Source organism: Bradyrhizobium sp. USDA 327 (assembly GCF_041262065.1).
GTDB lineage: Bacteria > Pseudomonadota > Alphaproteobacteria > Rhizobiales > Xanthobacteraceae > Bradyrhizobium > Bradyrhizobium liaoningense.
In genome coordinates this window covers 6,581,447-6,595,267 of record NZ_JBGCCW010000001.1, presented here as the reverse complement: position 1 = coordinate 6,595,267, position 13,821 = coordinate 6,581,447, and the positions used below count along the sequence as shown (strand labels likewise).

Here is a 13,821-nt window from a genome sequence, read left to right as displayed (position 1 = left end):
CAAACCTGCCATTTGGGAAGGCAGAGACGTTCCCTCGCCCGAAATTCGAGCGTGATTCGCAAGGCAGCCCTCCAAAAACTGCGTTCCTTGCCTATCTAAATGAAAAGACAATGGAACTTTGATTGGAGGGCGGGCTTCTGCCGGCCCCGCGTCTCTGATAGGTTGCTTTTCAGCACCCAGCCGCAGCCAACGTGCGAATAACCGGTTTCGGGACCGCCCGGGACCTCGGAGGATTGATGACGACCGCCGCCCTGTCCAAAGTTGAGGAAGTTTCCGGTCTGCCCGACATGAAAGTGTCGGTTCGCCAGGTGTTCGGGATCGATAGCGATCTCGAAGTGCCGGCCTATTCCGCAGTCGATCCTCACGTGCCCGAAGTCGACGCCGATTACCGCTTCGACCGTGCCACCACGCTCGCCATTCTCGCGGGCTTTGCGCGCAACCGCCGCGTCATGGTGACCGGCTATCACGGCACCGGCAAATCCACCCATATCGAGCAGGTCGCCGCCCGGCTGAACTGGCCCTGCGTGCGCGTCAACCTCGACAGCCACATCAGCCGCATCGACCTCGTCGGCAAGGACTCGATCGTGGTCCGCGACGGCAAGCAGGTCACCGAATTCCGCGACGGCATCCTGCCCTGGGCGCTGCAGCACAACGTCGCGCTGGTGTTCGACGAATACGACGCCGGCCGCCCGGACGTGATGTTCGTGATCCAGCGCGTGCTGGAAGTCTCCGGACGCCTGACGCTGCTGGACCAGAACAAGGTGATCAAGCCGCACCCGGCGTTCCGCCTGTTCGCCACCGCCAACACCGTCGGCCTCGGCGACACCTCGGGCCTCTATCACGGCACCCAGCAGATCAACCAGGGCCAGATGGACCGCTGGTCGATCGTCACCACGCTCAACTATCTCAGCCATGACGAGGAAGTGGAGATCGTGCTGGCCAAGGCCAAGCACTATCGCACCCAGGAAGGCCGCGACATCGTCAACAAGATGGTGCGCCTCGCTGACCTGACCCGCAACGCCTTCGCCAACGGCGATCTGTCGACGGTGATGAGCCCGCGCACGGTGATCACTTGGGCCGAGAACGCCGACATCTTCGGCGACATCGGCTTCTCCTTCCGCGTCACCTTCCTCAACAAGTGCGACGAGCTCGAGCGCCCCCTGGTCGCCGAGTTCTACCAGCGCTGCTTCAATGCGGAGCTGCCGGAATCGGCGGTGAACGTGGCGCTGAGCTGATCTCTCGCGAGATGTCGTCCCGGCGAACGCCGGGACCCATACCGCGTGATATCTCGATTGAAGCGACGCTGATAAATTCCCTGACTACCGCCGGTGGCTATGGGTCCCCGCTTTCGCGGGGACGACGGTGAGATCGAGATGAGCACCACCTCCAACTCCAAATTCCGCACCAACAAGGAAGCGCCGACCGAGCCGTTCAAGCGCTCGGTCGCCTCCTGCCTCAAGGCGATCGCCAAGACGCCGGAGCTCGACGTCAGCTTCGCGGCCGAGCGGCCCGGGCTTGCGCCGGGCAAGGCGCGGCTGCCCGAGCCCGCGCGGAAAATGACCAAGCGCGATGCCGCGATCGTGCGCGGCCATGCCGATTCCATCGCGCTCAAGCTCGCCTGTCACGATCCCAAGGTTCATCGCAAGCTGATGCCCGGCAATCCGCAGGCGCGCGGCGTGTTCGAGGCGGTTGAGCAGGCTCGCGTCGAGGCGATCGGCGCGCGCCGCATGGCCGGTGTTGCCAAGAACCTCACCGCGATGCTCGACGACCACTTCCATCGCGGCAAGTTCGACGAGATCACCGATCGCGCCGATGCGCCGCTCGCCGACGCGCTGGCGATGCTGGTGCGCGAGCGCCTGACCGGCCTCGCGCCGCCCACGGCGGCGAAGAAGATGGTCGACCTCTGGCGGCCGATCCTCGAAGACAAGATCGGCAAGCGGCTGGACCGACTCGACGGCGTGGTCGAGGACCAGACCAGGTTCGGCGACGCCGTGCACGATCTGTTGTCGGCGCTCGAGCTCGGCGACGAGCGCAACGCCGACAGCGAAGACAATGACGAGAACGACGAGAACCGGGACGGCGACAACGACCAGTCCGGCGCCGAAGGCTCTCCCGATTCCGACGCCGCGCAGGAGATGAGCGCCGACCAGGCGCAGGCGAGCTCGGAGGAGATGAGCGAGAGCGCGATGGAAAGCGCGCAGGCCTCGACCTCGGATACGTTCGACGACGGCGAGCTCGGCGACGACGAGACGCCCGGCGAGGCGACGCGTCCGAACGCGCACGGCAAGAACGAGCCGCGCGGGCCGGAATATCACGCCTTCGCGCCCAAGTTCGACGAGGTGATCGCGGCCGAGGACCTCTGCGACCACGACGAGCTGGAGCGGCTGCGCGCCTATCTCGACAAGCAGCTCGCGCATCTGCAAGGCATCGTCGCCCGCCTCGCCAACCGGCTGCAGCGCAAGCTGATGGCGCAGCAGAACCGCGCCTGGGAGTTCGACCTCGAAGAGGGCATCCTCGACCCTGCGCGGCTGTCGCGCGTCGTCACCGATCCCTATCACCCGCTGTCCTTCATGCACGAGAAGGAGGCGACGTTCCGCGACACCGTGGTGACGCTGCTGCTCGACAATTCCGGCTCGATGCGCGGACGGCCGATCACGGTCGCGGCGACCTGCGCCGACATTCTCGCGCGCACGCTGGAGCGCTGCGGCGTCAAGGTCGAGATCCTCGGCTTCACCACGCGCGCCTGGAAGGGCGGGCAATCGCGCGAGGCCTGGCTTGCCGCCGGCAAGCCGGCCAATCCCGGCCGCCTCAACGATCTCCGCCACATCATCTACAAGTCCGCCGACGCCCCCTGGCGCCGTGCGCGAAAGAATCTCGGCCTGATGATGCGCGAGGGGCTCTTGAAGGAGAACATCGACGGCGAGGCGTTGGACTGGGCGCACAAGCGCCTGCTCGGCCGGTCCGAGCAGCGCAAGATCCTGATGATGATCTCGGACGGCGCGCCGGTCGACGATTCCACGCTGTCGGTCAATCCCGGCAATTATCTCGAACGGCATCTGCGCCACATCATCGAGGAGATCGAGACCCGCTCGCCGGTCGAGCTGATCGCGATCGGCATCGGTCATGACGTGACGCGCTACTATCGCCGCGCGGTGACGATCGTGGACGCCGAGGAGCTCGGCGGCGCCATCACCGAGAAGCTCGCCGAGCTCTTCAGCGAGACCAACACGGCGCCCACGCAAGCACCCGGTCGCCCGCGACGCAAATTGCATTCGTGAGCACGCGTCCATCCCGCCGCAGCTTTCTCGGGCACGCAGCGGCGGGATTCTCCACTCTCGCAGTCTCCCGCCTCGCGCAGGCGCAAGCCGCGTCCGAGCCGCCACCGCGCCCGCTCCAGGTCGAGCACGCCGTCGCCGCGCCTGCCAGCGTCGAGGTGAACGCGCGCAGCATTCCCAGTTTCGAGCCGCGCGACCGCTCGCGCACGCGCTTCGGCTCGCTGGAATATCGCAGCGGCCTGGTGCTGACCTCGCCCTATCGCGGCTTCGGCGGCTTGTCCGGCATCCGCTTTCTCGACGGCAAGGGCGAGCGCTTCCTCGCAATCTCCGACCAGGGCGGCTGGTTCACCGGCACGATCCGCTATGCCGGCCGCGAGATGACCGGCCTTGCCGATGTCGAGGCCGCGCCGCTGCTCGGCGCGGACGGGCGGCCGATTACTGAAAAGCGCCTCTGGTGGGATTCCGAATCGCTCGCGCGCGACGGCAACCTCGTCTATGTCGGGCTCGAGCGCGTCAACCAGATCCTGCGTTACGATTTTGCCAAGGGCGGCACGCGCGCCCGCGGCGAGGTGATCAGCGTTCCGCCGGCCTTGCGCAAGCTGCCCTACAACAAGGGGCTCGAGGCGATGGTCGTCGTGCCCAAAGGCAAAGACCAGAACATGCCGCTCGCGGGCACCCTGATCGCCTTCTCCGAGCGCGGGCTGGACGCCGACGGCAACCTCGTCGCCTTCCTGATCGGCGGCCCCACGCCCGGCCAGTTCAGCGTACGGCGGACCGAGACCTACGACATCAGCGATGCCGTGCTGCTGCCCTCCGGCGAACTGCTCATCCTCGAACGCAAATTCTCCTGGTTCACCGGCGTCAACATCCGCATCCGCTCGATCCCCCTGAAGTCGATCGTACCAGGTGCGCTGGTCGATGGTCCCGCGCTGTTCGCCGCCGATCTCGGCCACGAGATCGACAACATGGAAGCCATCGACGCCCACGTCACGAGCGAAGGCGAGACGGTGCTGACCCTCATCTCCGACGACAATTTCTCGATGCTCCAACGCACCTTGCTGCTGCAATTCACGCTGGCGGAGTAGTCACTGCTGTCGTCCCGGGGCGCGCGCAGCGCGAGTCCGGGACCCATACCCACAGGGCGGAGTTTTGCGAGGACTCGGAATGGGAGCTCGCTCCACGTTTCCATCCTGTGGCTATGGATCCCGGGCTCGCGCTGCGCGCGCCCCGGGATGACGGCAGGGGCGGTGCGCGACCTCGCGGCCCAATGATTGCGGAAATGCACGCCGGGGCGACCCGCCATTCCCCCGTGCGCCTAGCAATCCGCGCGTCTCCCACTACACTCCTCCGCATCGCCCTCCCACCTTCCGGAACTCCCCCGCATGAGCGTCCTGTTTTCCCCGATCGAGCTGCGCGGCTTGACGTTGAAGAACCGCATCGTGGTGTCGCCGATGTGCCAGTATTCGGCCGACGACGGCGTCGCCAGCGACTGGCACTTCACCCACATCAACAATCTCAGCCTGTCGGGCGCGGCGATGTTCTGCATCGAGGCGACGCATGTGGAGGCGATCGGCCGCATCACGCCGGGCTGCCTCGGGCTCTACAGCGATGCCTGCGAGGCCGCGCTGAAGCCGATCCTCCATTCGGTGCGCAAGCATTCCTCCACCGCGATCGCGATGCAGCTCGCCCATGCCGGCCGCAAGGCCAGTAGCGCACGGCCCTGGGACGGCGGCCAGCTGATCCCGGTGGAGCAGGGCGGCTGGCAGACGGTCGGCCCGAGCGCGGTGCCGCACAAGGAGGGCGAGGCCGCGCCGTTGGCGCTGGATGCTTCGGGCCTCAAGCGCATTCGCGAGGCCTTCGTCGACAGCGCAAAGCGCGCCGCACGGCTCGGCATCGACGCCATCGAGGTGCACGGCGCGCACGGCTATCTCCTGCATCAGTTCCTGTCGCCGATCTCCAACAGGCGCACCGACGAATATGGCGGCAGCCTCGAGAACCGCATGCGCTATCCGCTCGAAGTGTTCGACGCGGTGCGTGCCGCATTCCCCGCCGACAAGCCGGTCGGCATGCGGGTGTCGTCGACCGACTGGGTCGAGGGCGGCTGGGACCTGGCGCAGACGATAGAATTCGCGCGCGCGCTGAAGGCGCGCGGCGTCGACTGGATCGATGCCTCCTCCGGCGGCGTCTCGCCGCTGCAGAAGATCGCGCTCGGCCCCGGCTATCAGGTGCAGTTCGCAGACAGCATCAAGCGCGAGACCGGCCTGCCCACCATCGCCGTCGGCCTGATCACGGAAGCGAAGCAGGCCGAGGAGATCGTGGCGTCCGGCAAGGCCGACATGGTCGCGCTCGCCCGCGGCATGCTCTACGACCCGCGCTGGCCCTGGCACGCCGCCGCCGAGCTCGGCGGCGAGGTCGAAGCGCCCCCGCAATATTGGCGCTCGCAGCCCTCGACGCAGAAGGCGCTGTTCGGCAAGACCACGTTCGGGGCGAGGTGACGGATGTGTGCGGTTGAGGCGCGCCTATCGCGCCCTCGCCATTGCCGCCCCCAGATCCCTCCGTAACTCCCCTGAGCTTCCACGCCCTTCGAAACTGGCCTAACCTTCCGCGCAGGCGAGGCAATGGAGGGGCTGCCCATGCGTTATCCTGTCCGCAAAGCGGCTCACATCTTCGAGCGCGTGGGCCTTGCGATGGCCGGCGCGGCGTGCGGATTGTTCGTCGGCGCCTATGTCGGATCGGCCATTCCCGTGCTCACCACGCAGGGCTTCCTGCTGCTGATGATGCTGCTCGGCGGCATCGGCTTCTATCTCGGCATCGACACGCCGCAGATGCCGTTCGACGATGCACACAGCCACATCGACGCCGCCGAATTCATGAGCGCCGCCGGCACGCTGTTCGCCACGCTCACCTCCTTCGTCTCCGTCGTCGTCATCGTGCTGCGGATCGATCCGCACATGCTCTGGACCTGGCTCGTCTTCGCCGGCTGGGTCGCCGGCGTCGTCATGCAGATCGTCGCGGGCGCCAAGGCGAGGATGCGGAAGTAGCCGTCTCTCACCCTCCCCTGGAGGGCAGGGCCATCGCATTTGCACATTTTGCAGAGGTCGTCATGCCCGGGCTTGTCCCGGGCATCCACGTTCTTGTGCTGCGTGGAGATGCGTGGATGGCCGGGACAAGCCCGGCCATGACGCTGTAGCCTCAGAACACCACGCCCACGCGCGTGCCGCGCTTCCAGGCGATGCGGCAGCGCTTCTTGGTGTTGACGTGCAGGAGCTCGAAGCGATCGGGGATCTTCACCTGGCCGCCGAGATCGACGCAGGCGCCGCCGGGCGAATAGTCGATCAGCGTGCAGGGGATCACCGGCGCGCGCGGGTCGGTGATGATCTTGGCCTGGCGCGACACCAGCCCTGCTGGCTTGACGCGGACATGGCGGCGCGGATGCATTGGCACTCTCCTCCAATTCCGCATCTAGCGGCGGGTTCGGGCGACGATGATGCCGGGGAGTTGATGCGAAGCAGCTAAGGCCGGCAGGAGAATTTTAACGAAAAGTGCCGGCGAAGGCAGCAAGCGGCGGTAGCGGGCCACTCTGCTCTGGAGGGGTCCGGGACGAGCGAAGCTCGCTCGTGGGGGGATCGCGCGCAGCGCGAGTGGGGTGGGGGGATGTCTCGGCAGGGGCAGTGCTCAACGCGAGAGACGTCATCCATTCCATGTCGCATTGCGCCACGAGAGAGCTGGGCGCGCGGTCTCATCACTTGCGCGGCATTTTCATGAGGTCTGCTTTGCCGCTGATAGCGTCGCGTCGCGCACCTCACCCCAGGTCCGCAATGGGGCCAACACCGGAAATGAGGAGGCGCGCGCCGAAGCTGCAACCTCCTCGTTTGCTACAGCGGCTCAATCTCGCCGGGCCGCCAAGTTTTGTCGAACCACGGCTGGAGCGGGCCGTAGAGGCGCAGAAGCGTGTTCCATCCTTTGCCGGGGATGGTCTGCACCCAATTGTCCTCCTTGCCAGCCGGCGCCTTCGGCCCGAAATAGATGTCCACTGACCCGTCCGCGTTCGGCAAGAGTTTCGGGTTCTGGCTGGTTGCGGCTGGCCAACGCTGGTCGGTCTGCAGCATGGAACGGGTCTGATTGTCGTAGAGGATGACCGACCAGAATTGCTTGACTGGGATACTGGGCGGCAAGTGCAGCTTGTAATTTTTTCCGCCGTCGAGTGGCTTGTTTTGGCTATCAACGAACGCAGCCATGTACTGCGATCCCTCGCCAACTGACTTCGAATCCATCGCCGGCGTCACGCCGGTCGCGTAGAAGAAGAATGCCGAGTAGGCATCGAGAATACGCGCGCCGTTTTCCTCGAACTTATAGCCGCCGAAGAAGCCCGTTCGCCAGGCGCTGTTGGGATAATAGTAGCTTTCCTTGATCCGCAACCGGCTATTGATTGTACGCGCGGTGGCGTCACCTACCAAGGCGGCTTCGGTCAGGATTTTTTTCATCCGTGCATCGGGCGCGAAGGGCTTACCCTTCTGGATGCCGACAGATGCGTAGAAGCCGAGCGTGACCGGGTCAACTGTATCGGTCGGCTCCTCCTGCACAACCTGATTCAGATAGTCCCAAAACGGATAGTCTCCCGGCGCCAGCGTGCTAAATGCTTTACCGGAAACATGGACGAAATTGAGTTTCGGGGGATTGGCAGCATCTTTCAGGCGATAGATTCGTGTGTGCTTTTCGACCGAGGCCACGCCCGGCTTCGGATCTCCGTTCACCAAGAACGAGCGCCACGGAACCCAGACGCTGAACGTCGCAGGCTTCACGACGAAGTATCCGCTCGGCACCTCGCCGTTGTAGCCGGGCGGCAGAATCAGGTATTTGCCGCCCTCACCCTTGTCCGGCCCAACGAGCCCGACATCAGTGACAAAATTATACCACATGTCGTTGATGAGGCCGAGCACATTGGGTGGCACTTCGAGCACCAGCGGCCCGTCGCGCAGATCCAGCCAAAACCAAGTGTACGGTGTGTTGTTGTTCGGGGTGAGAAAAAGCGACTTCGAGTCCATCCTGTCCTCGAAGATCGGCACCGTCAGATTGAACGGACCCAGTTCCGCGATTCCCTTTCGATTTGCCAATTGGTTCACTGGAGCCAAGGCTGTAAGGTAGGCTTGGACCGCGTGTTGGAAGTCCAGATTGTCGTAGAGCTTTTCCACGGTCGCATCGTCGGGAAAGCCGTCGAAGAAGTGCAGCGGTCCGAGGCGGGTCTCCACCTTGTCCGGGATTGCAACGCCCGGCGGTATTGGCGTTTGCATCTTGTATTGCTGAGCATTGAGCGGAATCGCCGAGAGCGCCACGAAAGACAGCGCAGAAATCACTGATGCCACCAATTTCATGATGCGGCCCTTCTGTCGGATGTCGAATTCATAAAACAGGTCTGCGGAAATCCCTTGATGGTTGGGATTTCGGGCAGGGCTACAAATCTCGCAAAACGACCAATCAACGTCTGCCAGCGCGATTGACCGGGCCACCGCGATTTACAGTTCCAGCACCCACCACCGCTTGGCGCGCAACGAGGCGCGGCCTCAGCACTACGCCCAATTGGCGGGATGGCCAACGTATGTGCAGTACACCACAGCGCTGGCTTTCTCAGTGCTCGCGGCTACGAACCCCGGTTATCAGCAGCGTAGTCGCTATTGCGAATGAGAGCTTCATTTTCGCCTCCTCCGTTTAGAGCGACTGATTACATTAAAATCGATCTTCGCGTTGACCCAGATCAACAGGTCAAAGCTCAATGTCCGGAATGGGTCACAAGTCGCCGTCACATCCAAGGTGCAAAACTTCCGCAGTGCCTCGGTAAGCTGACGTTGATGAGTCCGCGCCCTAGCTCGTCTTCGGCTCTCCAGGCGGCGGCGAAGCCGCGCCCTCCATCTCCCCCGCGGCCTCCGCATGCCCCGGCCCCACCGGCATCGGCACCGTCACGTAATCCTTCGGCATGTTCACCGGCCGGTAGTCCGGCTCCACCGCCATCCGCTTCAGCACGCTCTCATGCACATGCGCGCCTTCGGGAATGACGCGCGGCTCGCAATCGGGGATGTAGAAGCCGAAATAGGCCTTCCGCTCCGGCCATTCCTTGTACGTCGCGCTCTTCGGCAAATACTCCAGCACGCGCCAGGCCGGCGTCATCGAATCGTGCAATTCGCCCGTCTTGCCGGTGTAGGCCGGCGCGACATACTGGAACGGCGAGTTCTTGCGCTGGACGCCCCAGGCGAGCTGGTTCACCGTGCGCGGGTTGAAGTTCAGCCCGGCCTTCGCGGCCTCCTCGATCATCCAGATCAGCGGGTATTTCGACTCGCCGCTCTCGACTTCCGGATAGCCGCCGCCGACGTCGCAATGCACGCCGGCGAACCACACCTGCAGAATGTCCTGCGGCACCTTCTTCTCGTCGGGAACGTAGCGGTTGCTCCAATAGTCCTGCGGGTCGCGGTATTGCTTCAGGCGGAACATGCAGCGCCGCTCGTCGATCGCGATCGCCTGCCGGAAGATCCTGACGCTGGGGTTGCGCAGCGTGAAGGCGAGCTCCTCCAGGCTGAACAGGAAGAAGAAATTGTCGCGCCGCGGCACGATCACGCTCGCCACCGTGTCCCAGACGCCGATGAAGTGGATGGTCGGCCAGCGCGTCGAGGTGATGCGCGCGAACTGCGCGGCGAGGTCGAATGTGTCCTTCGGCAGCGGCCCGCTTTCGTCGGTCGCGATGCCCTCGACGTCTTCGATCGCGTTGCCGCGCCCCGTACCGGAGTATTGCTTGTAGGCGACGAGGCCGCTGCCGCCGAGGTTCGCCTGCTCCGGCGAGATCAGGCCGATTTTATGGATGAGCCCCGCCAGCACCCGCACGGTGTAGGCCCCGCGCGAGAAGCCGAAAAGGTAGATCCTGTCGCCGGGCGCATAATGCTGGACCAGGAAGCAATAGGCGCTGAGCACGTTGTCATCGAGCCCGTAACCGGTGGCGAGCCCCAGCACCATGTTGACGTTGGCCTTGAAGCGATGCCACGTCGAAGGCTCCGTCACCGTGCCGACCCCGGGATCGTAATACACCATCTGCCGCGGCGACGTCTTCTCGGTCTTGCGCAGGCAGCGATAGAGCTTCAGGACGTTGGAGATGTTCTCGCTGATCTCGTTGCCGGTGCCGTCACAGCAGATGACGAGGTGTTTGGGCTCGGGCTTGCGGTCGGTGTCGTGCGCCGGCTCCATGGAATGCGCCTCCGGGTGATGCTACCGGGGCGAGTATAGCGGAAAAGCAAGAGGTGAGCAGGATGTTTGTAGTGGCCTGATGATGCGTGTCACACGAATCGTGGGCAAAGAAACGAGTATATCGTCGTAGTGCTAACACTACGGCAGGTTATTCAATAGTAGCACGCAGGGGTCGCCTTTCGGCGTCAAGATCGTCGTTTGAAACCGAGCGCGCGTCACGCTGACGCGCAGATTCTGGCGATCTTGACTCATGTTTTCGCTCGCAATGTTGTTGCGTACTATCCGATCCGGATTCGTAGCGATCTTCCGTCCGACAAAGCGTGGCCAGCCTTCGAAGATAATAACCTCATCAAACTGCTTACCCTTAGCTTTATGCATATTCATAATGATTACTCCACGCTCAGGTCGGCCACTTGTTGCGAAATGTTCCTGCACAAACGCCTGTCTAACGATAGCTAAGCCATTTTTGTATCTGCCATAAACACGCCAATCCAGAGCCAGGGCCTGACGTAACGCTGTGCCCCGCTCTAAGATGCGAATACAGCGAGCCTCTTCCCCGATCTCCCTGAGCCGTGGGCAATAGCTTTTCTCGAGCACGTCTCTTATCGCTAGCCAATCTCGATCTGGGTCGCCTGAGAGCTGTAGTGAGTGAACTTCGTCTACAGTGCGTCGCATCGCATAAACGATACTGTTCGCGGGCCACGGATCGTCAATGGTCCATTTCTTGCGACGTCTTTGGTAAGCCTTTTGGATCGAGTCTGCTTCCGCGAGGTTTCCTTTGCCGGGCTCGTCCCCATCGCGACCGCGATAGAACGCACATAGCAGCTCAATGAGGCTAGTAAGGTCTTTGCCGGCATCTTGCTGTAGCAGATACGGGGGCAGAGACTTCTGATAGTTTATGTTTCGATGTGTCCCACCACTCGATGTAGTCTCGGAAGTGTATTTGTTGTTCTTCGGAAAGGCCGGTGACGACTGCCGCTATCGTAATGTGCGGTGCAGAGCCGTGTTGGCTCGTCTCACTGGCCAGATACTGACCGAGATGAAAGTCATGCTCATCGATCGGTGATTGTCGCGAGAGACGATCTGGTCCCATAACCAAATCGAGGGCTTCCAGGATGGTCGATTTGCCGACGTTGTTGTCGCCAATGAGGACGGCATGGTCCGGAAGGAGTACACTAGCCTTTCGAATTCCTCGAAAGTTCTCGATTGAAAGATGGCTTATTTTCAAATTGGCCTCGAACAAAAGCTCTCGATTTAATGCACGCCATGGTTGTTCGGTCTTCGGTTAAAATCAATCGTCTCTCATTAGCTTTCAGCAAGAAAATTCGTGTGCCCCCCAAAACAAAAACGGCCAGATCTTCCGATCCGGCCGCTACACAAACTCTACTTGGCTAAGCCTACGCCACGCGACGCAACTTAGCCCCCGCCCAATTTCCGAAAATCTCAGCTCGCCTGCTTCGCCGGCGCGGTGTCGCCGACCTTCTTCTGGATGGCGCGCTTCAGCTCGAGGGCGCGCGGCGACAGATTGTCGGCATTGGCCTTGAGCAGGAAGGGGTCGAGGCCGCCATTGTGGTCGACGCTCTTGACCGCGTTGGTGGAGACGCGCAGGCGCACGTTGCGGCCGAGCGCTTCCGAGATGAACGTCACGTTGACGAGGTTCGGCAGGAAGCGGCGCTTGGTCTTGATGTTGGAGTGGCTGACCTTGTGGCCGACGAGGGGGCCCTTGGCCGTCAGTTCGCAGCGGCGAGACATGGCAAAAATCCTTATCCTGAACCCCCAACGATCTGCGGCCGCCATTCGGGGCGCCACGGGGGCAAATTCTCTGTCCTTGCAGGGAGCGGGCGGACGTATAGGGGGGAAGGGGCGGGACGTCAAGTTTTTGGGCGCGGATTCGTACCCCGCGCTTTGCCCCACGCGAGGTGTCATCGCCCGCCCTGGTGCGCAATTGCGCACGGGGGCGGGCGATCCAGTACGCCGAGGCGGCGCGGCTGGAGGCGAGGGGGCCGCGGCGTACTGGATGCCCCGGTCCCGTCTCCGCAAGGCTCCGCCGGGCCCACAGCGGTGCTCGGCCGGCGAAGCTTTAGCGAAGACGGCGAGCCGGGGCATGACAGTGGAATATGGGGAGAGAGGGTTACCTCCCGATCACCAAAACGGCAGTGTTTAGCGCGTCTTACCATCACATAAAGGGCGTATTCGCCGCCGAAATATCAGGGGGAGTTCCGGGGCGGATACGTCCGGACACATTGTTTGCCGCGGTTTTTGGTTTAAGTAACAGCGCATCGCGCCCCGATCGGATTGTTTCGTGCTTGCAACGCCTCCTTTTGCGCAAAAGCTGCGCTCAGCCCGTCCGCGCCTGGCCGGCTGGCTGATGGCGCTTTGCGCGCTGGCCCTGGCGTGGGGCGCGGTGCCGGCAGCGGCGCAAGGCAAGCTCGAGGCGCAATATGAGGCCTCGCTGGCGGGCATTCCCGTCGGCAAGGGCGCCTGGAACATCGATATCCAGGACGACGTGTTTTCGGCGGCGGCCGCGGGCGGCACCACGGGGCTGCTGAAGTCCTTCACGGGCGGCTCGGGCACCGGCGCCTCGCAGGGCCGCGTCGTCAACGGCGCGCTGGTGGCGACCGGCTACCAGGCCTCCACCACCACCCAGAAGAAGACCGAAGAGATCCGCATCACCCTCGACAAAGGCAACGTGAAGGATTTTGCGATCCTCCCCGAACCGCCGGTCGATCCCGATCGCATCGTCGTCACCGAGGCGCATCGCCGCGGCGTCTGGGACCCCATGACGGCCTCGCTGCTGCGCGTGCCCGGCAACGGCGATCCCGTCTCGCCGGAGGCCTGCCACATCGGCGCGCCGGTGTTCGACGGCCGCATGCGCTACGACCTCAAGCTCGATTTCAAGCGCATGGAGACCGTGAAGGCGGAGAAGGGGTACAAGGGCCCGGTCGTGGTGTGCTCGCTCTATTTCGTGCCTGTCGCCGGCTACATCCCCGATCGTCCCGTGATCAAATACCTCGCCGCCCAGCGCAACATCGAGATCGCCTTCGCCCCCGTCGCCGGCACGCGCATCCTGGTCCCGTTCTGGCTGAAAGTGCCGACGCCGCTCGGCCCCGCCATGCTGGAAGCCACCAGCTTCATCACCTCGGCCCAGCCCCCGCGCGTCGCCAAGACGCAGTAAATGCCGTAGCGGCGGTCCGCGTTTACCCTCCCCTGGAGGGGGAGGGTCGGCGCACAGGGAGCGCAGCGACATGTGCGACGGGGTGGGGTGATCTCTCCCCACGGGCACTGTTCGTGTGGAGAGATCACCCCACCCCGCTCGCGC

Annotated in this window: 12 protein-coding genes; 6 read left to right on the top strand and 6 right to left on the bottom strand. The window is 63.5% G+C overall.

Going from position 1 to position 13,821, the window contains the following annotated elements; all coding sequences use genetic code 11:
• The first annotated feature begins 236 nt into the window (after nucleotides 1-236).
• The 5 genes from cobS to ABIA42_RS31235 all read left to right on the top strand — a co-directional run bounded on the left by cobS (nucleotide 237) and on the right by ABIA42_RS31235 (nucleotide 6,316).
• Nucleotides 237-1,235: a cobaltochelatase subunit CobS gene (cobS, locus tag ABIA42_RS31255; protein WP_028177486.1), complete on the top strand. Its 999-nt coding sequence runs from the start codon at nucleotides 237-239 to the stop codon at nucleotides 1,233-1,235.
• 138 nt (nucleotides 1,236-1,373) lie between these two features.
• On the top strand, nucleotides 1,374-3,278 hold the full coding sequence (gene cobT / locus ABIA42_RS31250; protein WP_271531244.1) for a cobaltochelatase subunit CobT: 1,905 nt from the start codon (nucleotides 1,374-1,376) through the stop codon (nucleotides 3,276-3,278).
• Nucleotides 3,275-4,360: an esterase-like activity of phytase family protein gene (locus ABIA42_RS31245; RefSeq protein ID WP_370117926.1), complete on the top strand. Its 1,086-nt coding sequence runs from the start codon at nucleotides 3,275-3,277 to the stop codon at nucleotides 4,358-4,360. Before cobT ends, ABIA42_RS31245 begins: the two co-directional genes overlap by 4 nt.
• 297 nt (nucleotides 4,361-4,657) lie before the next feature.
• Nucleotides 4,658-5,770, top strand: a complete 1,113-nt coding sequence (locus ABIA42_RS31240; protein ID WP_370117929.1) for an NADH:flavin oxidoreductase/NADH oxidase — start codon at nucleotides 4,658-4,660, stop codon at nucleotides 5,768-5,770.
• Nucleotides 5,771-5,908: 138 nt separating this feature from the next.
• Nucleotides 5,909-6,316, top strand: a complete 408-nt coding sequence (locus tag ABIA42_RS31235; RefSeq protein ID WP_370117931.1) for a hypothetical protein — start codon at nucleotides 5,909-5,911, stop codon at nucleotides 6,314-6,316.
• 151 nt (nucleotides 6,317-6,467) lie between these two features.
• On the opposite strand, the gene ABIA42_RS31230 is transcribed toward ABIA42_RS31235, so the two are convergent.
• The 6 genes from ABIA42_RS31230 to rpmB all read right to left on the bottom strand — a co-directional run bounded on the left by ABIA42_RS31230 (nucleotide 6,468) and on the right by rpmB (nucleotide 12,254).
• Complete coding sequence (locus ABIA42_RS31230; RefSeq protein ID WP_028177491.1) at nucleotides 6,468-6,713, bottom strand: PilZ domain-containing protein; 246 nt, start codon at nucleotides 6,711-6,713, stop codon at nucleotides 6,468-6,470.
• Between the two features lie 437 nt (nucleotides 6,714-7,150).
• Entirely contained in the window at nucleotides 7,151-8,647 is a 1,497-nt protein-coding gene (locus ABIA42_RS31225) for a DUF1254 domain-containing protein (RefSeq protein ID WP_370117933.1), read from the bottom strand.
• 487 nt (nucleotides 8,648-9,134) lie between these two features.
• The gene (locus tag ABIA42_RS31220) at nucleotides 9,135-10,502 is read right to left on the bottom strand and encodes a DUF2235 domain-containing protein (RefSeq protein WP_370117936.1); all 1,368 of its coding nucleotides are present in this window, start codon (nucleotides 10,500-10,502) and stop codon (nucleotides 9,135-9,137) included.
• A gap of 138 nt (nucleotides 10,503-10,640) precedes the next feature.
• Nucleotides 10,641-11,099 carry a hypothetical protein gene (locus ABIA42_RS31215; RefSeq protein ID WP_370117939.1) on the bottom strand — a complete coding sequence of 153 codons (459 nt, stop codon included), beginning with the start codon at nucleotides 11,097-11,099 and terminating at the stop codon, nucleotides 10,641-10,643.
• A 238-nt stretch (nucleotides 11,100-11,337) separates the two neighbouring features.
• Nucleotides 11,338-11,745, bottom strand: a complete 408-nt coding sequence (locus ABIA42_RS31210) for an ATP-dependent endonuclease (protein ID WP_370117941.1) — start codon at nucleotides 11,743-11,745, stop codon at nucleotides 11,338-11,340.
• Nucleotides 11,746-11,945: 200 nt separating this feature from the next.
• Nucleotides 11,946-12,254 (bottom strand): 50S ribosomal protein L28, encoded by a 309-nt coding sequence (rpmB, locus tag ABIA42_RS31205; protein ID WP_028176922.1) that lies wholly within the window; start codon nucleotides 12,252-12,254, stop codon nucleotides 11,946-11,948.
• 613 nt (nucleotides 12,255-12,867) lie between these two features.
• On the opposite strand from rpmB, the gene ABIA42_RS31200 reads away from it, so the two are divergent.
• Nucleotides 12,868-13,677, top strand: coding sequence for a DUF3108 domain-containing protein (locus tag ABIA42_RS31200; RefSeq protein ID WP_370123839.1), 810 nt, complete (start codon nucleotides 12,868-12,870; stop codon nucleotides 13,675-13,677).
• Nucleotides 13,678-13,821 lie beyond the last annotated feature (144 nt).